This is a genomic window from Aminipila sp., from assembly GCF_032051575.1.
GTDB lineage: Bacteria > Bacillota > Clostridia > Peptostreptococcales > Anaerovoracaceae > Aminipila.
Genome location: NZ_DAMBYD010000002.1, coordinates 92,908 through 118,979, shown reverse-complemented (window position 1 = coordinate 118,979; position 26,072 = coordinate 92,908). Strand labels below are relative to the sequence as shown.

The 26,072-nt window shown below is 36.3% G+C and carries 20 protein-coding genes, 1 tRNA gene and 1 pseudogene; 12 read left to right on the top strand and 10 right to left on the bottom strand.

All coding sequences use genetic code 11. The features are described from left to right. The coding region (locus RTW14_RS02750) for a hypothetical protein (protein WP_331654378.1) at nt 1–357 on the bottom strand (357 nt) is incomplete at its 3' end. Between the two features lie 93 nt (nt 358–450). After that, a complete protein-coding gene (locus tag RTW14_RS02745; protein ID WP_312648071.1) occupies nt 451–945 on the bottom strand; it encodes a DUF1836 domain-containing protein in 495 nt (164 codons plus the stop codon). Between the two features lie 192 nt (nt 946–1,137). Here RTW14_RS02745 and RTW14_RS02740 point away from each other — a divergent pair. Further along, a tRNA-Arg gene (locus tag RTW14_RS02740) sits at nt 1,138–1,214 on the top strand. 462 nt (nt 1,215–1,676) lie between these two features. On the opposite strand, the gene RTW14_RS02735 is transcribed toward RTW14_RS02740, so the two are convergent. Continuing rightward, nucleotides 1,677–2,264, bottom strand: a complete 588-nt coding sequence (locus tag RTW14_RS02735) for a hypothetical protein (RefSeq protein ID WP_312648069.1) — start codon at nt 2,262–2,264, stop codon at nt 1,677–1,679. A gap of 438 nt (nt 2,265–2,702) precedes the next feature. Between RTW14_RS02735 and RTW14_RS02730 the strand changes: the two genes are divergently transcribed. The 4 genes and pseudogenes from RTW14_RS02730 to RTW14_RS02715 all read left to right on the top strand — a co-directional run bounded on the left by RTW14_RS02730 (nt 2,703) and on the right by RTW14_RS02715 (nt 5,319). Beyond that, complete coding sequence (locus RTW14_RS02730) at nt 2,703–3,599, top strand: helix-turn-helix transcriptional regulator (protein WP_312648066.1); 897 nt, start codon at nt 2,703–2,705, stop codon at nt 3,597–3,599. 72 nt (nt 3,600–3,671) lie between these two features. Further along, a pseudogene (locus RTW14_RS02725) lies at nt 3,672–3,825 on the top strand (hypothetical protein). A 39-nt stretch (nt 3,826–3,864) separates the two neighbouring features. Further along, a complete protein-coding gene (locus RTW14_RS02720) occupies nt 3,865–4,404 on the top strand; it encodes a ClbS/DfsB family four-helix bundle protein (protein ID WP_312648064.1) in 540 nt (179 codons plus the stop codon). Nucleotides 4,405–4,446: 42 nt separating this feature from the next. Then, nucleotides 4,447–5,319, top strand: coding sequence for an SPL family radical SAM protein (locus tag RTW14_RS02715; RefSeq protein WP_312648062.1), 873 nt, complete (start codon nt 4,447–4,449; stop codon nt 5,317–5,319). A gap of 370 nt (nt 5,320–5,689) precedes the next feature. Here RTW14_RS02715 and RTW14_RS02710 read toward each other — a convergent pair whose 3' ends face one another. Both RTW14_RS02710 and RTW14_RS02705 read right to left on the bottom strand, forming a co-directional pair. Next, nucleotides 5,690–5,950, bottom strand: a complete 261-nt coding sequence (locus RTW14_RS02710; RefSeq protein ID WP_312648060.1) for a GlsB/YeaQ/YmgE family stress response membrane protein — start codon at nt 5,948–5,950, stop codon at nt 5,690–5,692. 84 nt (nt 5,951–6,034) lie between these two features. Then, nucleotides 6,035–7,471 (bottom strand): monomeric [FeFe] hydrogenase, encoded by a 1,437-nt coding sequence (locus RTW14_RS02705; RefSeq protein WP_312648058.1) that lies wholly within the window; start codon nt 7,469–7,471, stop codon nt 6,035–6,037. A gap of 156 nt (nt 7,472–7,627) precedes the next feature. Here RTW14_RS02705 and RTW14_RS02700 point away from each other — a divergent pair, with 156 nt between their 5' ends. The 4 genes from RTW14_RS02700 to RTW14_RS02685 all read left to right on the top strand — a co-directional run bounded on the left by RTW14_RS02700 (nt 7,628) and on the right by RTW14_RS02685 (nt 12,381). Next, a complete protein-coding gene (locus tag RTW14_RS02700; RefSeq protein WP_312648056.1) occupies nt 7,628–8,101 on the top strand; it encodes a hypothetical protein in 474 nt (157 codons plus the stop codon). A gap of 132 nt (nt 8,102–8,233) precedes the next feature. Then, complete coding sequence (locus tag RTW14_RS02695; protein WP_312648054.1) at nt 8,234–8,683, top strand: MarR family winged helix-turn-helix transcriptional regulator; 450 nt, start codon at nt 8,234–8,236, stop codon at nt 8,681–8,683. Nucleotides 8,684–8,723: 40 nt separating this feature from the next. Further along, entirely contained in the window at nt 8,724–10,478 is a 1,755-nt protein-coding gene (locus RTW14_RS02690; protein ID WP_312648052.1) for an ABC transporter ATP-binding protein, read from the top strand. After that, complete coding sequence (locus tag RTW14_RS02685; protein ID WP_331654377.1) at nt 10,468–12,381, top strand: ABC transporter ATP-binding protein; 1,914 nt, start codon at nt 10,468–10,470, stop codon at nt 12,379–12,381. Before RTW14_RS02690 ends, RTW14_RS02685 begins: the two co-directional genes overlap by 11 nt. 374 nt (nt 12,382–12,755) lie before the next feature. On the opposite strand, the gene RTW14_RS02680 is transcribed toward RTW14_RS02685, so the two are convergent. Together RTW14_RS02680 and RTW14_RS02675 are read right to left on the bottom strand one after the other, a co-directional pair. Next, nucleotides 12,756–15,152 carry a homocysteine S-methyltransferase family protein gene (locus RTW14_RS02680; RefSeq protein WP_312648050.1) on the bottom strand — a complete coding sequence of 799 codons (2,397 nt, stop codon included), beginning with the start codon at nt 15,150–15,152 and terminating at the stop codon, nt 12,756–12,758. A 45-nt stretch (nt 15,153–15,197) separates the two neighbouring features. Then, the gene (locus tag RTW14_RS02675) at nt 15,198–15,932 is read right to left on the bottom strand and encodes a methionine synthase (RefSeq protein WP_312648048.1); all 735 of its coding nucleotides are present in this window, start codon (nt 15,930–15,932) and stop codon (nt 15,198–15,200) included. 259 nt (nt 15,933–16,191) lie between these two features. On the opposite strand from RTW14_RS02675, the gene RTW14_RS02670 reads away from it, so the two are divergent. Both RTW14_RS02670 and metA read left to right on the top strand, forming a co-directional pair. Beyond that, entirely contained in the window at nt 16,192–17,481 is a 1,290-nt protein-coding gene (locus RTW14_RS02670; RefSeq protein ID WP_312648046.1) for an O-acetylhomoserine aminocarboxypropyltransferase/cysteine synthase family protein, read from the top strand. Between the two features lie 12 nt (nt 17,482–17,493). Then, nucleotides 17,494–18,417 carry a homoserine O-acetyltransferase MetA gene (gene metA, locus RTW14_RS02665; RefSeq protein ID WP_312648045.1) on the top strand — a complete coding sequence of 308 codons (924 nt, stop codon included), beginning with the start codon at nt 17,494–17,496 and terminating at the stop codon, nt 18,415–18,417. 54 nt (nt 18,418–18,471) lie between these two features. Here metA and RTW14_RS02660 read toward each other — a convergent pair whose 3' ends face one another. Next, complete coding sequence (locus RTW14_RS02660; protein ID WP_312648043.1) at nt 18,472–20,421, bottom strand: fructose-1,6-bisphosphatase; 1,950 nt, start codon at nt 20,419–20,421, stop codon at nt 18,472–18,474. Nucleotides 20,422–20,674: 253 nt separating this feature from the next. Here RTW14_RS02660 and nhaC point away from each other — a divergent pair, with 253 nt between their 5' ends. Next, on the top strand, nt 20,675–22,144 hold the full coding sequence (gene nhaC / locus RTW14_RS02655; RefSeq protein WP_312648041.1) for a Na+/H+ antiporter NhaC: 1,470 nt from the start codon (nt 20,675–20,677) through the stop codon (nt 22,142–22,144). Nucleotides 22,145–22,246: 102 nt separating this feature from the next. Here nhaC and RTW14_RS02650 read toward each other — a convergent pair whose 3' ends face one another. Continuing rightward, the gene (locus RTW14_RS02650) at nt 22,247–24,403 is read right to left on the bottom strand and encodes a DNA topoisomerase 3 (protein WP_312648040.1); all 2,157 of its coding nucleotides are present in this window, start codon (nt 24,401–24,403) and stop codon (nt 22,247–22,249) included. Between the two features lie 85 nt (nt 24,404–24,488). Continuing rightward, on the bottom strand, nt 24,489–25,886 hold the full coding sequence (locus tag RTW14_RS02645) for an oxaloacetate decarboxylase subunit alpha (RefSeq protein ID WP_312648039.1): 1,398 nt from the start codon (nt 25,884–25,886) through the stop codon (nt 24,489–24,491). Nucleotides 25,887–26,072: the final 186 nt, after the last annotated feature.

Below are 26,072 nucleotides of genomic sequence, written 5' to 3'. Positions count from 1 at the left end.
CATCATGCAGCCGTTATCTGGCATCATGCAGCCGTTATCTGGCATCATGCAGCCGCTGTCTGGCATCATGCAGCCGCTGTCTGGCATCATGCAGCCGTTATCTGGCATCATGCAGCCGCTGTCTGGCATCATGCAGCCGCTGTCTGGCATCATTCCACCGCTGTCTGGCATCATGCAGCCGTCCATTTCATCACCCATATCTTCATTTATAGGGCATTTTCCTCCTCTGTCTTGATCCATAAAGTCAAAGAAAGAATCATCCAAGTATATGGGCATACCTACATAAGGCTCTGCACATTTTCCACTGCGTTCTTGCGGAATTGAACTCTTTACAGGCCTATTAGTATTGTTTTTCAAAACAAAATCCCCTTTCATAGACAAAATCGTATATAAGATATACTATGTCAGGGGATTAATAAAGGTCACAAAATCTTAAATATATAAATATAATTAAACAAGTAATTCCAACAGTCTTTCACATGCAATTTTTTGAGCATAACTGGATATAGCAAGTTCCAAAACTAATTCAGAAATGTCTTGCTCCGTCATGTTTTCCTGAATCTTTTCTCCTACAGCATCATATGCAGTATCCAACTTTGTGCAATATTTTTCGTAAAAACTTTTTATATCAGAATCTAACAATTGATTATTTAAAAGTTCTTTAGTCGAGTCAACTGATAAAATTTGTTTAAACAAACAAATTGCAGTCAAATAAGCAATATGTTTTCTTTCGTATCGCTTTCCCTTTGCCCTTGGTAAAAGCTCTTTCTTTATATAGTTATTGACCATGGCAGATGTTAAAGTTTCACCACTTTCCAATCCAATGTGCTGTCTTGTCATATAGTTTAAAACCTGGTCCATATATAAATCAATATCAGGGATATCCTCCCAATTATTTGGTCTCAGTTCTTTTAGAATTCTTTTTAATTCATTTAACTCTTCCATCTAAGTTCTCTCCCAACTTTTATTCCTTTTGCATACTTCGATTATATCATCAAGGAGCAATTGTCACAACAATCAGTTTCCAGGTATATTTCAACTTTTTATTACAAATATGATTATTTGTTATTTTTAAGTTTAAAAATCTTTGACATTCTTATTTAAGTATTGTATAATAACTAACGTGTCGAAACACATGCGCTATTAGCTCAGCTGGATAGAGTAGCATACTACGAATATGAAGGTCGGGGGTTCGAATCCCTCATGGCGCACCAAAATATTGAAAATGCAAGGTTTTATGATTTATAAGCCTTGTATTTTTTATTTTTATCACCATTTTATCACCAAAACTATAAAAAATTATAGTAAGCAAGGGACCAAAAATCACATTATTTCTATATCATAAACGTATAAGCCGCTATAACTACCAGCATTATGACGTTTTAAATTAGTTTTGGTTATTATGGATTTCCTCCTGTCCAAAGGATACAAAATCGTTATGTCTGCATAAGCAATATCAATATATTCTCTTATCACTTCGAGTATAGATGCTGTTTCAAGAAGTTTTTTTTCTTGCTTGTATAATGCCTTTGCTTTTTCTTTTTATGATTTTTTGACATCACATCACCCCTTTATTTAGATATAACAAAAGAGCAACCCTTTCAAGCTGCTCCTGCTTAATATCATATTAACATTTAAAAAATGAACGTTGCCAACATTTATAAAATTTTATACTATTATTTTTGATTGTAAAACATATAAGCTTTATTTGCTAGAGATTGTAGTTGGTCTATCAAATAGTCATATTCTTCCGCTGTGATAATTTCGTCATTTTTTAACCATCTAAATTTATTAAGCTGTTGTTCTAGAGTTAAATCATTTTCAATAATTGCATATTTCTCTTTATAATAATTATTTCTTCTCTTAATTATTTCATTTATAAACTCATGAATTTGACTAATTTGGTTTTTCTTATAAAAGAAAAATAGATTTTGTCTGCCAACTAAATAAACTAACTCTTGTTTCAATAAAATAAACACAATAAAACAAACAATTGAGGGAACCAAATAAAATATGCTGTCAGCCATAGTTATGGTTTTGTCTGTAAATGAACAAATGCATAATAATATACTTAAGCAAAATAAAATGCCACTTGCTATAAGCCAAGCTTTCTTTCCTGTCGATTTCCTAATAATCTCATTTCCTATTTCTTCAAATGATACATTTACAACTGATCTTGATAAAAATGATGTATATGACTGCATAACACCTTTATCATAAAAATCATATTTAATTACTTCAAAAAAATTTTTTTGCTTAAACAACGTTGTTACCCCCTTGGTATAGAAAATAATTACAATTCATAAAGATAATTTTACCATAATTATCTTTATAACTATAACACATTGAATATTTTAAATAAACAATATTCGACACAAGCAAAATACTGAAGCCGAATAATAGGCCTTGTGGCAATTTCTTCTATTTTCTCCAGTTCATCAGCTATGCTCCTAGGCTTCTAAGGGCTTGTGTTTAAGCTAGCTTTCTCTTTGTTCAAGCTACATCGTCCTTGCCACTTTAGCAACCCCTGAAGGGATATTACCTATTTATTATTTTTAAACGGATCTTTAAATCCTTTCGGGTGGCCCTATGAGAACGAAATCGATTTTTATGTTAGGTAGTGTATATTTTCGATTTCTCCATAACCTTGACATATAGTGTCATGGTTAATATGCTATAATAGTGACATAGGAGGTGATTGTTTGAAAGAAAGTCGGCTGTTTAAGATTATCTACTTTATCTTAGAGAAAGGACGTGTTACTGCTCCAGAATTGGCGGAAAAATTCGAGGTTTCCGTTAGAACAATTTATCGTGATGTAGATGTGATTAGTAGTGCGGGTATTCCCATTTATGTTACAACAGGCAGAAGTGGTGGAATACAAATTCTTGATAACTATGTATTGGATAAAGCCTTTTTTTCGGATAAAGAAAAGCAAGATATATTATCCGCCTTGCAGAGTTTGTCCGTTATAAATAACACCTATGAAAGAGAATTGTTGACAAAACTCTCTGCACTTTTTAACACACATTCAGAAAATTGGTTTGAAGTAGATTTTGGTCGTTGGGGCAGCAAAACACAAGATAATGCTAAGTTTGAGCTATTGAAAAAGGCAGTTATCACGCACAAAGTCGTAAATATTGTTTATGTAAGTACCCACTTCAAAAAAACAACCAGAAAAATCCACCCCCTAAAGCTCTATTACAAGTCAAAGGAATGGTATGTTAAAGCCTATTGCACAGAAAAAAATGATTTTCGCCTTTTTAAAATAAATCGAATTATCGACTGCAAACTTTTGAATGAGGATTTTATTCCTGTTGAATTTCCTGATTTACAAGCAACGGAGCAGAATGCTCATAACAAAATAGTACTCCGTTTTCCTAAAGAAATGGCTTATCGTGTTTATGACGAGTTTAAAGACGATGAACTTACAGAACATGAAAGCGGTGATTTTATTGTTGCTGCCTATATGCCGGAGGACGCATGGCTGATTGGGTATCTTCTTTCCTTTGGGGCGTATGTTGAAGTGATAGAGCCTGCTTATTTGCGTGAGGTTTTGTCCGATGAAGCAAAGAAAATTTACGAAAAAAATAAACCTTGACATAGGGTGTCAGAGTTTGTGTGCTATTATTTTATTGTAGCTATACAAATTTTATTTTTGGGAGGATTAAAAATGAGCGAGAAATTTTGTGAGTGTTGTGGTATGCCAATGGGCAATACCGATGAAATGTATGGGATCAATGCAGACGGCGGCTATGACAGAAGATAAAGCTCGTAATATGATGAAAGAGTTTTTTCCCACACTCAAGCGTTGGAAAACAACATAATTTAGTATTTGGTCTTGATACCATAAGGAGGATAATTACATGGGCAGAGCAACAACAAAGTCGGATATGATAACCGCAGCAATTAGCAATTACGAGAAACTAAACGTTCTTATTTCTGAATTGACAGAGGAAGAATTGTCAACTTCATTTGATTTTACAGCAGATGATAAAAAGAAAGAAGCTCATTGGGGCAGGGATAAAAATCTTCGAGATGTTTTAATCCATCTCTATGAATGGCATCAACTTTTGCTTAATTGGGCACAGGCAAATAGAAATGGAGAAAACAAACCATTTATTCCTAAACCGTATAATTGGAAAACATATGGCGATATGAATGTGCAATTTTGGAAAAAGCACCAGGGCACACCATTGGAAGAAGCAAAAGAAATGCTGAAAAAATCTCATGAGGACGTATTGACTTTGACAGAAACCTTTTCCAATGAGGAATTGTTTTCAAAAGGTGTATATAAATGGGTTGGTGGAAGTACATTAGGCTCTTATTTCGTGAGTGTCACCGCAAGCCATTATGATTGGGCAATAAAGAAGCTCAAAGCGCATAAGAAGAACTGTATGAAATAAGCAAGTCATTTTGTTTATATGTTATCATTTAAGGGAGATACGATGCACTATATAAAATCTAAAGGAATATTATCTGCAAAAAATGGGATGAACTTATACCGTGGCTGTTCTCATGGGTGTATTTATTGTGACTCAAGAAGCAAGTGTTACCATATCGAACATAACTTTGAGGATATTGAAATAAAAGAAAATGCCATTGAATTGTTAGAGAATGCTCTAAAGCATAAACGCAAAAAGTGCATGATAGGTACAGGATCTATGACAGACCCATATATTCCGCTTGAAAATGAAATTGGGAACGTCAGAAAGGCGTTGTCTTTGGTATATCAATACGGGTTTGGTTTTACCTTGATAACAAAATCAAACCAGGTTTTGAGAGATTTAGACCTATTAAAAAGTATCAATGACAAAACTAAATGTGTTGTTCAAATGACTTTAACGACCTACAATGAGGATTTGTGTAAAAAATTGGAGCCAAATGTCAGTACGACGCAGCATCGGTTTGAAGCGTTAAAGCAACTATATAATGCAGGCATACCCACAGTTGTATGGCTTTGCCCTATTCTGCCATTCATCAATGATACAGAAGAAAACATTTCCGGTATCTTGGATTTATGTATTGAAGCAGGGGTTTATGGTGTCATTTGTTTTGGTATGGGGTTGACACTTAGAGAAGGCAATAGAGAATATTTTTACCGTCAACTGGACTTGAGTTTCCCTGGCATGAAAGAAAAGTATATACAGACCTATGGAAACCAGTATGAAATAAATAGCCCCAATAGTACTGCCTTAATGAAACTATTTCATCAGAAATGCAATCAGCACGGTATAATACACGACAACGTAAAGATATTTGAGTATTTGAGTACATTTGAAGAAAAGCAATCTGATAAACAGTTAAGCCTATTTGACTGAACTGTAAACTGCATATGAATATTTAACATACGTACTAAAAACAGCACCGAATATTGATATGAGTCAACCTGAAGAAATCCCTCAACTGTTTCCTTGGAATATAAATATACCAATGGCTTAAATCTAATAATATGAACATATTAAACAGAGTATTGAAATCCTTTTTGGTAACATCAATACTCTGATTTTACTTTATCCGTAATTATTTTAATAGGTACCCTTAGATTTGACGCTTACATTTTTCCCGCCATTTTCCCTCCAAAGTATTTTTATACATATTGTAAACAATATGTATAATGAGTAATAAAAGACCGCAGGCTTTAAAAAGTTTCTGCGGTGCATTTCTATTTTTTAGATTAAACCAATATTTTTAGTAACTTGCTTTTCTTGAAAAGGCATTGACAATCAATAGTAGTATAATAGCCCCGACACACGCTACTGCCAAGCTCCATAAATTAAATCCTGTAATACCAACGCCACCAACTAAATTCATGATTAGTCCGCCAATGAAGCCTCCAACTACACCAGTTAAAATATTCTTGAAAGCGCCCATCCTTTTATTGTTGCCGGTTACCATACTTGCAATCCATCCTGCAAGTGCGCCGATAATAATCCAACCTATAATACCCATATTAACACCTCCTTCTAACATTAGTATTTGCAGGAAGAAAGTTCTCATGCATATTAATTTATATTACTATAAAACACTTTACTTTTAATCTTTTATAATCCTATTAGAAGTTGCTTTCTCACTATACTTTAATATGGCATCCTTGTTTTTCTCACCATGAGTCAGGCATCCTGCACCACCAATACATCCACCACTACATGCCATTCCTTCAATTAAATTATTTTTAAGTACCCCTTTAGAAGCCTGCATTAACACTGTTTTGCATTTATCTATTCCATCACAAAGAATTGGATTCAACTCAAATTTAGCTGCTTCTGATTCTGGTCCCTGTTGTTCTGCCAATTCTGCAATAGCCTCTTTCACTGCGTTTGCCACTCCGCCACTTAGAGCAAACTGTCTTCCAAAATTAGAAGCTTCATCTAATACCGTTTCCTCTAAATTTTCTATATTTATATTCATACTATCAATTAATGCTTGAATTTCTTCAAAAGTCAGCACACAATCAATATAAGGGCTTACAGTTTCCTTTTTCATCTCAGCCTTTTTTGCAGTGCAAGGCCCTACAAAGATTACTTTAGCTGTTGGATCTTTTTCTTTAATATACTTTCCTAACTGTGCCATAGGAGAAAGATTTTGGGAAACCTTATCAACTAATTCTGGATAGTTATTTTCAATATATTTCACAAAAGCCGGGCAGCATGAAGTGGTTAAAAATCCCTTTTCGATTACTTCTTCTGCTTCTTGTACCGCTACCATATCCGCGCCTAAGGCTGTTTCCATTACCACGTCAAAGCCAACCTTCTTCATTGCTGTGATTATCTGCCCAAAACTAGCATATTTAAACTGACTGGCAATTGCTGGTGCCATTATTGCATAAACTTCAAATCCGGGATTTTTTCTGCTTTCTTTTATTATATTTATAGCATCTACAATAAACGACTTATCAACCGCTGCACCAAAAGGACATTTATATACACAAGAGCCGCAAGAAGTACATTTGTCAGAATCAATAGCAGCTGCACCTGTTTCTCCCATATGTATCGCCTTTGCTTTACATGCACGTTCGCATGGTCTTATAAAGTTATTGATTGCATTGTATGGACATACTGCCGCACATTTCCCGCATTCAACACATTTACTCTTATCTATTTTAGCTTTTTGCTTATGATCATGGGTTATTGCTCCAAGTTTACAAGCATCCTTACATCTGTGGGCTAAGCAGCCCCTACATAAATCTGTAACCACATGTCCCGCCTCTGGGCATTCGTCACAAGCAATATCAATAACCTCTACAATATTAGGATCTTCCTTTTTCCCGCCTAATGCAATTCGTATTCTCTCAGCAACTATGGCCCTTTCCTTATATATGCAGCATCCTATAGTAGGCTCATCCTTACCTACTATAACGCTGGCAATATCATTAAAAACAGCAAAGGAATCTTGCCCTTCCCAGGTTTGCTTTGACACTTCACATAATACTTTATATTTTATCTCTTGAACTTTTGTATCAAATATTCTCATATTATTTCCCCTTACAATCTATAAATCAAATTGTTAATTAAATATCATAATATGCATAGTATAACATGCCTTAACTTCTTTGACCAATTAATATTTTTATTATATACTGATATAATATAAAGAGATTAATTAAAACTAATTGTAGGGGGCGTATATATGGATACATTAAAAAAAGCAGGAATTATAGCAGGTGCTGCCGTAGGCGGTGTTATTGGAGGCACACTATCCGTTATTGGAAAAGTAACGGACATAAAAATTATTGATAATATTGGTTCAAGCATTGTAGATTCTACTATATATACTGGTGAGATTGCAGGTGATATCGCAAGTGGTACTACAGAGGTAATCGCGGGTAAGATAACCAAAAACCCTGATAAAGTCACAGGCGGCGTACAAGACTTGAAAGACGGTGGCAGTAAAGTTGTCGGAAACTTTGTAAACAATTTTAAGCTGGTTACCAGTAATGGTGGTGAAATCCTTGAAGGAGTCAGGGAACGTGATTCTAAAAAAATAAAACACGGAGCAAAATCTCTGGCCAAGGTTGCTGCTGTTGGAATCATGACAGTAGGCGCCATTAAAATTGATGATGAGGAAAAAAATGAAAGTACAAATAACGGAAGCGATAAATAATTTATTGCTTCCATTTTTTATGGAAAATTTTACGGCAAAACTAATCTTTTTCAATTGACAATTAAAAAAAAAAGAAATATAATGTTGTATATCAAACAGTCCGATGTCGTACATTTTGAAATGGAGGTATTTATGTGTAGGCGCTTTGTTGGCTTAGAACTTCGCTCATTAAATAATATAATTATGAGATTTATGGAAAACAACTCACATAAAAAATATATTGACGGTATAACTGGAACAAATGGCTGGATTATTGGTTACATAGCACACCATGCCGATAAAGACGTATTTCAGAAAGACTTAGAGCAGAAATTCAGTATTACACGTTCTACTGCCTCTAAAGTTATTAACTTAATGGTACAAAAAGGACTAATAGAGAGGCATTCTGTTTCACATGATGCTAGACTGAAAAAGCTTGTACTCACACCCAAGGCATTAGAGTTTTCTAAATTCATGGAAATTGACGGCAAAATTATGGAAGAAACATTAACAAAGGGTTTTTCTGAGCAAGAAATTGAGACCTTATCTGGCTACATTAAAAGAATGAAACAGAATTTGGTGGAATGCGACGGCCGAATATAACAGTATAAGACAAATTCAACAAATCACAGGAGGGGAATATATGGTAAAAAAATTATTAGATTGTATTGGGCAATATAAAAAGGACTCAGTTTTGACTCCTATTTTTGTTGCATTAGAAGTTGTTTTAGAGGTGATTATACCACTTCTAATGGCAAACTTAATTGACTATGGCATAGATGGTGGAAGTATGTCCTATATTATTAAAATAGGGATTGCCCTTCTCATCTCAGCATTTATATCTTTAGCATTTGGTGTGCTTGCAGGAAGAAGTGCGGCTATTGCCTCTTCAGGCTTTGCTAGGAATCTTCGCCGCAATATGTATTACAATGTACAGAATTTTTCATTTTCAAATATTGATAAATTTTCTACCGCAAGCATTGTAACCAGACTTACTACAGATGTTACTAATGTACAGAACGCTTATCAGATGATTCTTCGTATGGCTATACGATGTCCGATTATGCTTATATTTTCATTGGCAGTATCCTTCCATATAGATGCACAGTTGTCTTTAATTTTCTTAGGCTCTATACCCGTTTTAGGAATCGGCCTCTGGTTGATTATTTCCAATGTACATCCGATTTTTGTCCGAATCTTTAAAACCTACGACAAATTAAATAATGTGGTTCAGGAAAATCTTCACGGCATCCGTGTAGTTAAATCTTTCACAAGAGAAGCTTTTGAAATTGAAAAGTTCGGAAATATATCAGAAAACATTTATAAAGACTTTTCTAAAGCTGAAAAAGGTCTTGCTTTCATTATGCCCTTAATGCAGTTTTGTATGTATGCCTGTATGCTTCTGGTATCCTGGTTTGGGGCACGTGCTATTGTGGCCTGTGGCGGAGACCCTGCCAGTGGTTTAAGTACTGGTGAATTAATGAGTTTAATAAGTTATGCCATGCAGATTCTTATGAGTTTAATGATGCTTTCAATGGTCTTTGTTATGATAACCATGTCTAAAGCATCGGCAGAACGTATTGTAGAAATATTAAATGAAGAAAGTGATTTAAAAAATTGCGATAATCCCATTAGAGAAGTAACAAATGGTGATATCACTTTTGAAAATGTATCCTTTGCCTATGCAAAACAGGCTCATAAGCCTGTACTGGATAGCATTGACATAAGCATTAAATCTGGTGAAACTATTGGTATTTTAGGAGGAACAGGTTCTTCTAAAACAAGTCTGGTCCAGCTTATTCCAAGGCTATATGACGTGACTGCGGGAAAGGTTACTGTAGGTGGTGTTGATGTCCGCGATTATGATATTGAAAGTCTTCGTAATCAGGTATCTGTGGTTCTGCAGAAAAATGTTTTGTTTTCTGGAACAATAAAAGAAAACTTAAGGTGGGGTAATGAAAATGCATCAGAGGAGCAAATTATCCACGCTTGCCAGCTTGCGCAGGCAGATTCGTTTATAGACAAGTTCCCTGATAAATATGATACCTATCTTGAGCAAGGCGGTTCAAATGTTTCTGGCGGTCAAAAACAGAGACTTTGTATTGCCCGTGCATTGTTAAAAAAACCTAAAATTCTAATTTTAGATGATTCAACCAGTGCCATAGATACGAAAACAGATTCATTAATTCGTAAAGCATTGAAAAAAGAAATTCCTGATACAACAAAAATTATAATCGCACAACGTGTTTCTTCTGTTCAGGATTCTGATAAGATCATTGTCCTTGACGATGGAAAAGTCAACGCAATTGGAACACATGAGGAACTTATGCAGACATGTGACGTCTACAAAGAGGTTTACCAGTCTCAGATGAAAGGAGGCCAGACAATTGAACAATAAAGAATTAATAAAAAAAGCTCAAAGCAAAAAGCCTAATCCGGATACAATTAAACGTTTGGTCTCTTATATGAGTGATTATAAGTTACAATGTTTCCTAGTTATATTCTGCATTATAATTAGCGCTATTGCCAGTGCACTTTCTGCACTGTTTATCCAAACTTTAATTGATGATTATATTTCTCCTTTGCTTCTCCAAGCGGTACCAAATTTTGCTGGATTATTTAAAATAATCATAATTATGGGCTCCATTTATCTGTTAGGCGTATTAGCAACATTATTCTATAACAGAACAATGGCGGTAATCGCACAAGGTACCCTAAAAAAGATTCGTGATAAAATGTTTTCCCATATGCAGACACTGCCAATAGAATACTTTGATACCCATACCCATGGGGACATTATGAGCCACTATACCAATGACACAGACACACTCCGCCAGATGATTGCGCAGGCACTTCCACAGATGTTCTCTTCTGTAGTTACTATAACAGCAGTGTTTTGCTCTATGTTATATCTAAGTTTTTGGCTGACTCTATTAGTAATTGTTTTTGTTTTTATACTTTTGGCAACTATCAAAAGTATTGCTGGAAAAAGTGGTAAATATTTTATGAACCAGCAGGCTTCTCTGGGTAAAGTAAATGGCTATATCGAAGAGATGATTAACGGTCAGAAGGTGGTAAAAGTTTTCTGTCATGAAGAAAAAGCGAAACAGGCTTTTGACTTATGTAATGATGAACTTTGTCTTAATGCAAGAGAAGCTAACAAATATGCCAATATACTAATGCCTGTCATGAATAACCTGGGTTACGTCATGTATGTAGTAATTGCTATTGTTGGTGGTGCCATGGGAATTGTCGGAGTAACAAACTATAGTTTAGTAGGCACTAGTGTTCTGACATTGGGTACTATTGCATCATTTCTCCAGCTATCTCGTAGTTTTATCAATCCTATTGCACAAGTCTCTCAGCAGTTAAATGCAGTTATCATGGCACTTGCAGGTGCTACGAGAATCTTTAATCTAATGGATGAACAGAGTGAAACGGATGAAGGCTATGTAACACTTGTGAATGCAAAATACGAAGACGGTGTTTTAACAGAAGCAGACGGTCGTACACATCTATGGGCCTGGAAACATCCTCACAGTGATGGCTCTATTACGTATACGGAGTTAAAAGGTGAGGTCCGCTTTTATGACGTAGACTTTGGATATAATGAAGATAAAATAGTGCTTCATAATGTAAGCCTATATGCAGAACCTGGCCAGAAAGTTGCATTTGTAGGGGCTACTGGTGCAGGTAAGACCACCATTACAAACCTTATTAATCGTTTCTATGATATTGCAGACGGAAAGATCCGTTATGATGGTATCAATATCAATAAAATAAAAAAGGATGATTTACGCCAAAGTTTAGGTATTGTACTTCAAGATGTAAATTTATTTACAGGAACTGTTATGGAGAATATCCGTTATGGAAAATTAGATGCCACCGATGAAGAATGCATAGGGGCTGCCAAACTGGCTAATGCAGATAGTTTCATTCGGATGCTCCCTGATGGTTATGATACAATACTTTCTGGTGATGGAAGTGGTTTATCTCAAGGACAGAGACAGCTCATCTCTATAGCCCGTGCTGCAGTTGCTGATCCTCCTGTCATGATTTTAGACGAGGCTACTTCTTCAATTGATACCCGAACAGAAGCAATTGTACAAAGAGGTATGGACTCTTTAATGCATGGCAGAACGGTATTTGTAATAGCTCATAGACTTTCCACAGTACAGAATTCTGATGTAATCCTTGTATTAGATCAGGGCAGAATCATTGAACGTGGAAGTCACGATGCTCTTATAGCAGAAAAAGGAACGTACTATCAGCTTTATACTGGTGCTTTTGAATTAGAATAACAAAAAAATTAAATGGCAAAGATAATGACACACGTAGAACATGGTTCGTAAATTTGATTACGATACATAATGAACGTGTGCCTTTTCTTTTTTTTGAAATGAATATGTAAAACAGATTAAAACTTTTTAGGTATCGGCACAATTAGACTAACTGCTTAAACTAAAGCTACCATAAATATTAATTTTTTGAGAATTTCGGTAGTTTTTTGAGAAATTTCCGACCTATTCTGTCTTATTTTTGCTGTTTGTTAAAAGAACTTACCGCAAATTTATGATTCTAAAAAAAATACGGTAGCATTTGTAAAAAAAGCTACCATAAATATTGTTTTTCTTCAAATCTAAGAGCACAATTTTTTCAAAAGTGAAAACTCCCCTTAATTGCCAAACACTTCTTTAGCAATATCCGCAGATTTCTTTGCATCCTTTGCGTAGTAATCTGCCTTGATGGATTTTGCATAGTCTTCCGTTATAACAGCGCCACCAACTATAATCTTGCAGTCCAGCTTTTCCTTATGAAGAGCTTTAATGGTTTCCTCCATGCTCTTCAGGGTAGTTGTCATTAGTGCACTCAGTCCAACAAGCTTGGCGTCATGCTTCTTAACAGCTTCTACCACCGCATCTATAGCAACGTCCCTACCTAAATCAATAATCTGATATCCATAATTCTGAAGTATAATCTTTACTATATTTTTTCCTATATCGTGAATATCCCCTTTGACCGTTGCTAAAACAATTTTGCCCCGATTTACAGCCTCTGTGTCTTTATCTGCCAGTCTTTTATTTACCACTTCAAATCCTGCCTGTGCAGCCTGTGCCCCCTGTATTAATTGAGGAAGGAAAATATCTCCCTTTTCAAATAATAAGCCTAGGGCATCTAATGCCGGAATTAATTTTTCATTTATAACCGCCATCTCTTCCATGCTCTCTAGCAGTGCTTCTGTGGCAAGCCTGGTTTCATTTCTCAGCCCTTTTCTAACTGAATGAAAAATGTCACCATTAGCATTTCCAGTTTTCTTGGTTTGTCCGTCTGTAAGTTCATTAACAGCACCGTCAGGTTTTGCATACCTCTCAATATAGTTCTTCGCGCCATCGTCATGACCCGACAAAACATTATGGGCATAAATCGATGCCTTCATTCCCTCATCCTTTGGATTCATAATAGGCATATCAAGCCCTGCATCCATGGCCAGCATTAAGAAATTACGATTTATAATCTCTCTCTTAGGCAATCCAAAAGAAATGTTAGAAACTCCTAATAAAATCTTTACACCCAATTGTTCCTTTATCATTTTTATAGCTTTGGGGGTCTCTGAAGCTTCCTTTTGCTGAACAGAAGCCGCCAGAGTTAAACAGTCTATAATTAAGTCTTCCTTTGGTATTCCATAAGAAAGAGCTGTTTCAACTATACGTTTTGCTAATTCCAATCGTTTTTCTGCAGTCACAGGTATTCCATCTTCGTCTAATGTGAGCCCTACTATTGCCGCACCATACTTTTTAGCAAGTGGGAAGATTTTCTCCATTAATTCTTTGTCCGCATTGGTAGAATTAATCATGGGCTTTCCATTATAAATACGTAATGCGGCTTCTAAAGCTTCTGGATTCTGTGAGTCCAATAATATAGGAGCATCTACAACGGACTGCAATAGCTTTACAACTCTGCAAAGCATAATTTTTTCGTCCACTCCTGGCATTCCTGCATTCACATCTAAAATCTCTGCACCATTTTCGATTTGTTCAACACCACAGGCAAGAATGGTATCCATATCTTCATTTAAGTAAGCTTGTTTGATAAACTTTCTGCCCATTGGGTTAATTGTTTCTCCGACCATAGCCACATGGTCTACAGTTACTACTGTAGTTGGCGAACATGCCCTTAATTCAGGAATATATCTTTTTACCCTTTCAGTAACTGTTGTCTTTAACCCCTTAAATCTTGTCACAAGGGCTTTAATGTAATCAGGAGAAGTTCCACAGCAGCCTCCAAGCATTGAAATACCAATCTCATGATAAGGCAGCATTTCCTCTGCGAATTGATTGGAATCAATATCATATCCTCCTGTTTTTAAGTTAGGAAGACCTGCATTTGGTTTTACGAAAACTGGTAGCTTAGTGTTATCACAAAGTTCCTTGGCAATTGAAAGTATTTCAACCGGACCCAATGAACAGTTGATACCTATAGCATCTACACCAAGTCCCTCTAAAGTGATTGCCATCGCTTCAACGGTGCATCCTGCAAACGTGCGGTGATTACTTTCAAATGTCATAGACACCATAATGGGCAGATTTGAGTTTTCCTTAGCTGCTAAAACCCCCGCCTTTACCTCATATAAATCGGTCATTGTTTCAAATACTATGACATCAGCACCAGCATTAACTCCTGCCACTATCATTTCCTTAAACAGTTCATAGGCTCCTTCAAAGGATAAGGTTCCTGTAGGCTCTAAAAGCTCGCCCAGAGGTCCTATGTCAAGTGCGACCATAGCATCTGTACCGAGACATGCCTCCTTAGCAGCTTTTATACCTGCAGTGACTACCTCTTCCACTGTGTAATTAAAACCTGCAAGTTTATGTGAATTAGCACCGAAAGTATTGGCATATATAAGGTCTGCACCGCTTTCCACATACATTCTATGGACTCCTGTTATCTTTTCAGGATGTGTAATAGCTAGAATTTCAGGTCTTTCACCTAATTCTAATCCACTTTTTTGAAGCATGGTGCCCATGGCTCCGTCCAATATCACATAATCTTTTGTATCAAAAATATTTCTCAATCTGGTATCCTCTCATTTTTATTTAAATTTAACATAAAAAGTTTACTATTTCATACCACAATATCCGCCATTTGAACGAAATTGGCAATCATGTTTTCTTTCACAAATCTCACAGGCAACTGGTTTATCACCCTTGACCGATTTCATTATCCGTTGGCTATCTTTATATTCCCCCAAGGGTAATACTCCTATGATAGCTGTAATGGATTTACGGGGTAATAATAAATGTTCTCGACTTTGAGTCAGGCCTATTTTCTTTTCCATCTCCAAAAGATTTGAAAAGATTACTTGTGCATCTAAAGGCAAATCCCCGTAGCCCGGGCTAAACCTTGTAGTCACGCCCATACCTTTCTCATGGTATTTCTCTATTAAGTGCTGGTTAATCTGATCACACAAATCTTCTATAAGCGACGACGCGCATGCATCTAACGCCACAGCCTTAGCCATGTCAGTTACCTGTGCCCTTCGAATAAGTTTATCAATTTGCGGCCCTAAAGTAACCGCCACTAAGACACACTTATTACAGTGATCCAGATGTTTTGCTGCAGCCCTCCCTGCAAGCTTGTTCTTTGGATTTCCAATATAGATTCCTCCAAAATCCTCAACAATTCCTATTGAAAATTCCTTATAAACAGCACGTGGTTCCGAAGAAGCTAATATAAGTTCAGAGCTTTGTTTTATCAGTTCAAGACTATCTGCATCTGGCGTGTTATTACCAAACTTCATGCACGCATAAATAAACGCTGTACTTATTTCTTTCGGTGTCTCTAAATTTATCAAATTTCCGTCCACAGTAAATAGCCCTTTCATTTAAAAAATCATAATTTCTAATTTATTGGATTAATTATACCACAAATTATTGATTTTATTTTCAATATAGTATAACATATCAAATATGTATGTATATACCAAAAAAAAACGGTTTTTTTGTGTCTAAACCAAATTATATCAGATTAGCCTATAATTTGAATAGATTTAAATACAAACTATTGGGGTAAATTTTAATATTGAGCCAATAAAAATTAGCGGAGGTAAAAACATGAGTGAGATGAAAGATATGTTATTTGAAACAAAATGCGTTCATGGCGCATATAAAGCAGAAAGTGGTCAGCCCCAGGTATTACCTATAGTACAGAACACTACTTATAGATACTATGATTCCAAAGATGTGGCAGAATTATTTGACCTTGACAGTGCTAACTTTATGTATACAAGACTTGGAAGTCCTACAGTAAATGCCCTTGAAGAAAAAATGGCACTGCTGGAAGGCGGCACTGCTGGTATTGCAACATCCTCTGGAATGGCAGCCAGCTTCATCACCATTTGTAATATTTGCGAAGCTGGTGACCATGTCATTTCAGCAGCAAATATTTATGGAGGAACTCATAATTTATTTGGTGTTTCTTTAAAAAAGCTGGGTATTGATGTAACTTTTGTAGATCAAGACCTTCCACTTGAAGAAATACTGAAAACTGCCAGGCCTGGAACGAAAGCAATTTTTGGGGAAAGTCTTGGCAACCCTGCCTTAAGCGTTCTTGACTTTGAAAAATTCTCTAAGGCAGCAAAGACCATGGGCGTTCCTTTTATTGTGGATAATACTTTAGCTTCTCCTGCACTTTGCAGGCCAATTGAATATGGTGCAGATATTGTTCTTGAATCTACAACTAAATATGCAGACGGACACGCAAGCTGTGTTGGTGGTGTTATAGTAGAAAGTGGCAATTTTGACTGGGCAGCCTCAGATAAATTCCCTGGAATGGTAGAACCAGATGAAAGCTATCATGGTTTATCTTTTTATAATAAATTTAAGGATGTAGCTTTTTCAATCAGACTTCGTGCAGTCATGCTTAGAGACTTTGGATGCACTATGGCTCCAATGAATGCGTATCTAACTCATCAGGGTTTGCAGACACTGCACTTAAGGATGGAGCGTCACTGTGAAAACGCTCTTGCTTTGGCTGAATTTCTGCAGAGCCATGAAATGGTTGACTGGGTCATTTATCCTGGATTAAAAGGTGATAAGTATTATGATTTATCACAAAAATATTTACCAAAAGGTGCAGGAGGTGTTTTATGCTTTGGAGTAAAAGGTGGTAAAGCTGCTGGAGAAAAGTTCCTTGCTAATTTAAAACTTACAAGTATAGTCGTTCACGTTGGAGATATCCGTACTTCAGTACTGCACCCTGCAAGCACAACTCACAGACAGCTTTCTGAAGAAGAACAGATTGCAGGAGGAATCAGACCTGAACTAATCAGAGTTTCAGTAGGTCTGGAATCCATCACTGACATCAAAGAAGATTTCGACCAAGCATTAAAAGCAGTAAAATAAGGAGGTTTTTAAATGCCTTTAATCATACCTAACGAGTTACCGGCTTCTGACGCACTGCAAAAAGAAAATATCTTTATTATGCATAAAGGCAGAGCCATCAGTCAGGACATCAGACCATTAAAAATATTGATTGTTAATCTGATGCCTACAAAAATTGCCACAGAAACTCAACTTGCCAGAGTACTGGCGAATTCACCCATACAAGTTGAATTAACCTTGGTATGCATGGATTCCCATGAATCTAAGCATACCTCTCAAGAGCATATGACTTCTTTCTATAAAACACTTGATGAAATTAAAGATCAACGATTTGATGGAATGATTATCACGGGGGCTCCTGTAGAAACCCTCCCTTACGAAGAAGTGGATTACTGGAAAGAACTCTGTGAAATCTTTGAATTTTCAAAGACAAATGTGTATAGTAGTATGCATATTTGCTGGGGAGCACAAGCTGCACTATATTATCACTTTGGTATCCCAAAATACCTGACTGATGGAAAGGTCTTCGGGGTGTTTGAACACAAAGTTACAAGACCTTACACTCCATTAGTAAGGGGCTTTGATGAAGTATTCTATGCACCTCATTCAAGGCATACAATGATTAAAAAAGAAGATGTTTTAGCTCATCCTCAAATTCGTATTTTAGCGGAGTCAGAGGAAGCAGGCGTCCATATTCTTGCTACTGACAACGGTAGGCAAATATTCATTTTAGGCCATCAGGAATATGATAAGGATACTTTAGCTAACGAATACTTCAGGGACGTTAACAAAGGGCTTGATATCAATGTTCCTTTTAACTATTTTAGAAATGATAATCCTGAAGAAGAAGTCCTATTTAGATGGCGCGGTCATGCCAGCTTACTTTTCACAAACTGGCTAAACTATTATGTATATCAGGAAACCCCTTATGATTTATCTTCTTTAGAGCATAAATAAATAGAGTATAATAAAAAAACTGGCTATCCGTTTGACAGCCAGTTTTTTATTGTGTTATCTTGTTTCTTTTATTAAGCCTGATCGATAAGCCTTGACCAGATTTTTTAAGTCTTCCACTTGTACCTGTAAATCTTCTCCTATATCAGATGCCTTAACCGTTAATCTTACCGGTAAATATTCCACAATCTTAATGTTCGGAGCATGAAATTCCTGACTTCCATCCTCTTGCATAGGACTATAAGGCTTATGTTCAGCAAGCGCCATAAATCTCGAGTTAAAAATAAATGTATATCCCGCTATACCAGTCTGCTTCTGATAAGCCTTTGATATCCCCCCATCAATGATAAACAGCTTTCCCCCACCTCTGATTGGACTTTCGCCATCTTTTATTTTAACTGGTACATGTCCATTTAAAATGTGTGAGGTATCCGGATCTAAACCGAATTCTGCCAATATTTTTTCACAGATTACACGTTCGTTCACTAATTTATAATAAGGTACCGTATATTCTTTATGAGATTTTTTATCTGCAATAAAGGAGCGTTCAAAAGTAGTCATCTGGTCTTTTCCAAATAATGGAGACTTACTTCCCAGCCATAAATACCACATAATGTCCCCAGACCTACCTGTCTCATCCGATGCCAATGGATTAAAATAGGCTTTTCTAACCTCATCATCAACATAGTCCATAAAAGCCTTGCCTTTATAAGTAGAACCATTTAAAGTAACATCCTCAAATTCACCATCTTCGGTCATTGGTATGCATCCATGATAAAGCAGATTTCCATTAACACATTTATACATTGCCCCATGACTATAAAGGAATTTTATATGTTCTTGTAATTTTTCACTTTCCACAAAGGAAGCTTCCAAAGTATTCATCAATAGATTTTCTTCCTCTGTAAGATTATATGGATTTTCAGGGTCAATTGTAGGAAAATTTGTATCTCTCAGTTCCCATTCAACGTCCTTAATTTTTATAGTGCCTTTTTCAAAATCAATTTTATCCAAAAGCAGTCTGTGGTCCATTTTATATTCTGGGTGAGACATAATTCTCTGCCCTTCAACCTTATGCTGAATGATAGCTATGGCCTTGTGCATTTTCGCTGCCAGTTGCTCATCAACTGGATCAAATGTATTTCGATCCAACATGTGAGGTGCAAAATATGTACATGAATCATCCGCATAAACCTTAGCCGCAAATACCGCTAAAGGTCTTAAATTAATTCCATATCCAATTTCGAGCATGTCGAAATTGTTGTAACTGATGTTCATTCTTATAACGTTAGTTATACAGGCCCAATTTCCAGTTGCTGCACCCATCCAGACAATATCATGATTTCCCCACTGAAAATCAACATCATGGAAATGCATTAAGTATTCCATAATGTAATCAGGATGTGCCCCCCTGTCAAAAATGTCTCCTATAATATGTAATCTGTCTACTGCAAGTCTGCTTATGGTATCAGATAATTCTTCAATGAATTGTTCCGCAACCTGACACTCCACTATAGAATTAATAATTTCATTGTAGTAATGTGAACGATTTGCCTCATCATCAGCATGCAGTAGTTCATCTATGATATAGGCGCTATCTTTTGGTAATCTTTTTCTTACCTTTGATCTTGTATATTTTGTAGATACTGATTTACACACTTCGATTAGTCTATAAATCGTAACTCTGCACCATTCATTAAAATCAGTCTCTTCTTTATGTCTTCGCTCAAGTTCAGCCTCTGCATCATAGATAAGGGATGCCAGCTTATCTCTTTCTTTCTCTGGTAAACGTTTTTCAAAGATTTCATCAATCTTTGAACGTATAACTCCTGATGCACTTTTTAGCATGTGAATAAATGCCTCATGCTCTCCATGCAGGTCACTTAAAAAGTATTCTGTTCCTTTTGGCAAACTCAAGATTGCTCTTAAATTTATTATTTCCGCCGATGCTTTCTCAATATTGGGATATTCTCTAGACAATAACTTTAAATATTTTTCTTCAAACATTTTCTGTTTCCCTTCATAAAAACATTACTACTAAAATAATACTAGAGGCACTACATAAAAGCAACATAAAACGTCAAAAAAACAAATATACAAAGTGATTACCATTTTATACATATATTGCATAAAATAGTACATGCACATTCTAAATTATTCATTTTCTGAATATTTTGATTGCTTTTATCCAATGTATACAGTATAATTTAAGTTGTACCGGATTAAATGCAGTCATGTTATATTTATTAAGGGGGAAAAAATGGAAGTTAAAGACAAAACAAAAAAGCAGCCTAGAGAGACCAGATTGATCGAAGCCCTAATCACATTTGCCGTACTCATAGCTGTCATGGCAGTGGGTATTATACATTATCATGTTTCTCCACACATTCCTATGTTTATCGGAGTAATCATTGCTGCCCTTATGGCTCTTTACATTGGTTATGATTGGAATACCATTGAAAAGAGTATGATGGACGGTATCTTCAGAGCATTGCAGGCAATTATGATTCTGGCAATCATCGGGATTCTTGTTGGTATCTGGATTGTATCAGGTGTTGTTCCTACAATGATTTATTATGGGTTAAAAATCCTTTCACCAAGTATATTTTTACTTGCTGCACTTATTATTTGTTCCATTACTTCAGTTGCTACAGGAACTTCCTGGGGAACTATGGGAACCATGGGGCTCGCCCTTATGGGGATTGCTGTTGGTCTTGGAATTCCTGCCCCAGTTGCGGCTGGCGCAATCATTTCCGGAGCTTATTTTGGTGATAAAATGTCACCACTATCCGACACAACTAACTTAGCACCAGCCATGGCTGGTACTGACGTATTTACCCATGTTAAATTTATGATGCTACCTACTATGATTACATATGGTATTTGTATGGTTTTCTTTACATTCATAGGCTTTAAATACGCAGCTTCAGGTCAGGCCGCTGATACCAGTGCCATTAAAATTATGAGTGATGGCTTAGCTAACACATTTAACCTAAATCCCTTATTGCTGCTTCCTCCAATTATTGTTATTGTTGCAGTAGCATGTAAAATACCTGCTATTCCAGGTATCGTATTAGGTATCCTTTCTGCGGCTGTACTAGGGCCAATTTTCCAAGGTTCAGAAGCCAACTTAGGGGCATTACTAGATGCTGGCATGAACGGATATACCAGCGCCACTGGCGTTGACGCTATTGATACACTTTTAACAAGTGGTGGGCTTATGAGAATGATGTTCTCTATATCACTCACAATCATAGCTATGATGTTTGGCGGTATTATGGAAACTACTAAACAATTAGAGGTAATAGTAAGTCAGTTCTTAAAGCTCGTAAAAGGACCTAGAGGATTAGTTGCTCTTACAGAACTTACTTGCGTAGCTAGTAATGCAACTATGCCAGAACAATATATCTCAATTGTTGTTCCAGGAAGAATGTATGCTGAAACATATAAGGAAATGGGGTTACATCCAAAGACATTATCCAATGCTCTGGAAGGAGCTGGAACGGTAACCTCTTCACTTATTCCTTGGAATACCTGCGGTGTATATATTTTAAGTGTTCTTGGTGTATCAACAGCTCAATATGCACCTTATGCTATATTTAACTACTTGATGCCTATAATGGTTGTGACTTTATCCTTTACAGGTCATTGCTTAGCCGATGCTGATGGTGTAAGAATGACCCGAAGGGCGCAGGCCAAAAAGAAAGCTAACATGAAGCAAGTAGCATAGACTGATAAGTAGGACTTAATGTAAATTAATTATTACAGATTATACTGCATTCCGGACAAAAAAGAGACAGTTAGGTTATCTTCCTTCTGTCTCTTTTTTTATTTAGAAATTTATATTCTTAGGGAAGTACAGTTTAAAGTTTACATACTGCCCAGTATCCTCCATAAAAATATAGGCTGAATAAGTTGTATCTTTTTTTTCAGAGTATAGATTAACTGCCTTTATCCTGCCCTTTTCCAAAAATGCCTTGACCATAGGCTTTGTCAGTGGTTTTTTCTTACTTAAAAAGAATTTGTCTTCTTTCCAAATAGTAAACCCACACTCCATACCACCTTCGCAGTAGTAATTCTTTTTGCCTTCATAAACATTTTTCCCACATCGAGGGCACTTTCCAACAATCTCTTTTCCCCTTTCATCATAAGTACAGTCTTCCGTATAACTCTCAACCATTTCACTAACAAAAGCTTTTATACCTTCTATGAAATCGTTGCTAGTAGTTTCCCCCTTATATATCTGTTCCAGCTTCTGTTCCCATTCTGCGGTGAGAATAGCACTTTTAACCTTGTCCGGCACTGTATCAACTACTTCATAAGCCTTCTCTGTTGGAAGAAGATTTTTTCCTTTTCTTTCCACAAATCCTGTTTTTATAATTCGTTCTATGATTCCCGCCCTTGTAGCTGGGGTGCCCAAACCAGCTCCTGCTACCTCTTTTTTTAATTCCTCATCCTCAAGGGTTTTCATAGCATTTTCCATAGCTGAAAGCAATGTATCCTCGGTATAAGGTTTTGGCGGCTGCGTGCTCTTTTCTTTTGAAGTAATATCCACATCAGCAATTGTCTGCCCTTCAGTTAATGCAGGAATAATTTCTTCTTCTTTCTCTTCTGTCTGTTTCTTCTTCGGTTTTTTACCTTTACTCTTTCCCTCCGCTTCAGTCTTTTGATAGAGTTTAAGTAGTTCAGTCAAATGTGAAGCTATTTCTTTAAAACCATTTTCTGTAATCTGCCTACCTGTGGCTTTAAATTCCTCTCCTTCAATATCCAAAAATAATTCTGTCTTTATATACTCATGTGGCAGATAAGCCGCAGTCAACAATTTATATACAATTAAAAGCAATACATTGAACTCATTCTTAGGCAATTTACTTGAGGCTTTATAGGCTTCTATTGTGGGGACAATTGCATGGTGGTCTGTGACCTTCTTATCGTTTATAAGTCTGTCCACATTGGTGTTTTGTAGATTATAAACCTCAATCGTTTTGGCATCTATATACGGTGCTTTCAAAATACTGTCCAGAATCTGCATGGCACTGTCTTTCATATCTGCTGTCAAATACCTGCTGTCCGTTCTAGGGTAGGTGACAAGTTTCTTTTCATATAAATTCTGAGTAGCATCTAAGGTTTGTTGTGCCGATAATCCTAACATTTTATTGGCTTCTCTTTGTAATGTTGTTAAATCATATAATGCCGATGGATTTTCTTTTACTGGGGCCTGAGTCATTGAGGCCACTATAGCTTCTTTTCCCTTACACTTTTCTACAATTCGGTTGCTTTCCTCCTGGTTTTCTACTCTTTTTGCAGCATTAAAATTTGTACCCTCATGGCTGCAGGCTGCAGTAAGAATATAAAATGGTTTTGAGTCAAAACAATCTATCGTTCTCTGCCGTTCTACAATTAGGTTAACGGTAGGAGTCTGTACACGTCCAATGTTAATCTGAGAATTTGACATACAAGCGAACAACCTGGAAAAATTTATACCTACCAGCCAGTCAGCCTGCAGTCTTGAAAGTGCAGCCTGATATAGTCTGTCGTATTCAGTTCCTTCCTTTAATTTCGCAAAACCTTCTTTTATAGCTTTCGTCTCCATAGAACTGATCCAAAGTCTTTTAAAATTTTTTGAACAACCTACTTGATTATATACAAGCCTAAATATTAGTTCACCTTCACGTCCAGCATCGGTTGCACAAATGATTTCATCAATATCGTCACTCTCCATGAGAGTTTTCACTACGTCAAATTGTGCCTGCACTCCTGCAGACACTTGATATTGCCATTGTTGTGGTAGGATTGGAAGATCCATAATACGCCACTTTTGATATTTTTCATCATAAGCTTCTGGCATTACTGTTTCGATCAAATGACCTACACACCAAGACACCACATATTCATTTCCTTTAAAAAATCCATTTCCTCGTTTGTCTGCACCCATTACCTTTGCAATTTCTGCAGCAACACTTGGTTTCTCTGCTATTACTAATTTCATAATTTTAAGTATACCATAATCAGCCTAAAATGTGAACAGACCGCCGAATTTATTATAAATTCCAACGGTCTGATTTTTCCTGTAATTATACCGGATATGCCATAGCTTCCTCGTCAACAAGATTCCAATCCATGCCATATATTCTTCCTGCTCTTTTTTGGAAGAACTCTTCTGCATTCTTTGGAAACATAGCCTGAGTCAGAACATCTTCCTCTTGCTCCAGATACCTTGCACATTCGCTTTTTACAGCATGTAATTCTGGTTCAATTAAATCTGCAGGTCTGCAAGTAATCTGTTCTTCACTACCTATAATTTTTGTTTTTACTTCTTCACTAATTGGGACAGTAGTTTTCCCATACATCCCCTTAACAATCATTTTAACTTCATTGGGGACCATTTTGTAGCGTTCCCCAGTTAGAACATTTAGCACTGCCTGTGTCCCTATAATCTGGCTTGTAGGGGTAACCAACGGTGGAAAACCCAAATCTGCTCTGACTCTTGGAACTTCCTTAAGCACTTCATCAAATCTTTCTTCCTCATTGGACTGTTTCAATTGAGACAACAGATTGGAAAGCATACCCCCTGGTACCTGATATACTAAGGTATTGACATCAACCCCCATTAGTTTAGTATCAATAAGACCTTCTGCAATATATTTTTCTCGTATAGGTTTAAAATGTTCTGCAATTTTATTTAATTGAGCTAAATCCAAACCAGAGTCGTATTGAGTTCCTTTAAAAGCCACTACCATGGATTCCGTAGATGGCTGTGAAGTTCCTTCTGCAAATGGTGATATAGCTGTATCTATAATATCCACACCTGCTTCTACAGCTTTCATATAAGTCATACTGCCTAAACCACTTGTTGAATGTGTGTGAAGTTCTAAAGGAACTGAAATAACTTTTTTAATCTGCGTAATCAATTCATATGCATTATACGGATCAAGCAGTCCCGCCATATCTTTTATACAAATAGAAGCCGCTCCCATTTGTTCAATTTCTTTTGCCAGATTAATAAAAACTTCATTACTATGTGCTGGGCTTTTTGTATAAGATATGGCCCCTTGTGCATGTCCACCAAACTTATTGCATGCTTCAATCGATCTCTGCAAATTTCTTGTATCATTTAAAGCGTCAAATACTCTTATGATGTCTATACCATTACTAATAGCCTTGTCCACGAACTCATCCACCAGATCATCTGCATAATGCCTATATCCCAGTAGATTTTGTCCTCTTAACAGCATTTGAAGCTCAGTATTTTTTACCCTTTTTCTTATTTTTCTAAGCCTTTCCCATGGATCTTCATCCAGAAATCTGAGACAGGCATCATAGGTAGCTCCTCCCCACATTTCTATTGCATTATACCCGATAGAATCCATCACTTCTAATATAGGTATCATTTCATCAGTTTTCATTCTGGTTGCCATCAGTGATTGCTGCCCATCCCTGAGAACTGTTTCGGTTATTTTGACCTTTGCCATGTATATTCCTCCCAATATGTTTTCCTTTTTCAATTAGCCATGTAATATTTTATATTCAAGTTTACTAATATTTTTAAATGCAAATATTTTTAATTTCAAACTATTTCACATTATACTATAATCAACATTTGCAAAAAAGTCAACAGGACTATCTGGTATATTTTTACCTGGTAGTCCTGATTATAT

Coding starts and splice junctions, on each gene's coding strand:
- RTW14_RS02720 (WP_312648064.1), top strand. CDS start 3,865: ATGGGCAGAGCAACAACAAAGTCGGATATGATAACCGCAGCAATTAGC.
- RTW14_RS02670 (WP_312648046.1), top strand. CDS start 16,192: ATGAGTGAGATGAAAGATATGTTATTTGAAACAAAATGCGTTCATGGC.
- RTW14_RS02705 (WP_312648058.1), bottom strand. CDS start 7,471: ATGAGAATATTTGATACAAAAGTTCAAGAGATAAAATATAAAGTATTA.
- nhaC (WP_312648041.1), top strand. CDS start 20,675: ATGGAAGTTAAAGACAAAACAAAAAAGCAGCCTAGAGAGACCAGATTG.
- RTW14_RS02715 (WP_312648062.1), top strand. CDS start 4,447: ATGCACTATATAAAATCTAAAGGAATATTATCTGCAAAAAATGGGATG.
- RTW14_RS02645 (WP_312648039.1), bottom strand. CDS start 25,886: ATGGCAAAGGTCAAAATAACCGAAACAGTTCTCAGGGATGGGCAGCAA.
- RTW14_RS02650 (WP_312648040.1), bottom strand. CDS start 24,403: ATGAAATTAGTAATAGCAGAGAAACCAAGTGTTGCTGCAGAAATTGCA.
- RTW14_RS02660 (WP_312648043.1), bottom strand. CDS start 20,421: ATGTTTGAAGAAAAATATTTAAAGTTATTGTCTAGAGAATATCCCAAT.
- RTW14_RS02700 (WP_312648056.1), top strand. CDS start 7,628: ATGGATACATTAAAAAAAGCAGGAATTATAGCAGGTGCTGCCGTAGGC.
- metA (WP_312648045.1), top strand. CDS start 17,494: ATGCCTTTAATCATACCTAACGAGTTACCGGCTTCTGACGCACTGCAA.
- RTW14_RS02710 (WP_312648060.1), bottom strand. CDS start 5,950: ATGGGTATTATAGGTTGGATTATTATCGGCGCACTTGCAGGATGGATT.
- RTW14_RS02690 (WP_312648052.1), top strand. CDS start 8,724: ATGGTAAAAAAATTATTAGATTGTATTGGGCAATATAAAAAGGACTCA.
- RTW14_RS02745 (WP_312648071.1), bottom strand. CDS start 945: ATGGAAGAGTTAAATGAATTAAAAAGAATTCTAAAAGAACTGAGACCA.
- RTW14_RS02695 (WP_312648054.1), top strand. CDS start 8,234: ATGTGTAGGCGCTTTGTTGGCTTAGAACTTCGCTCATTAAATAATATA.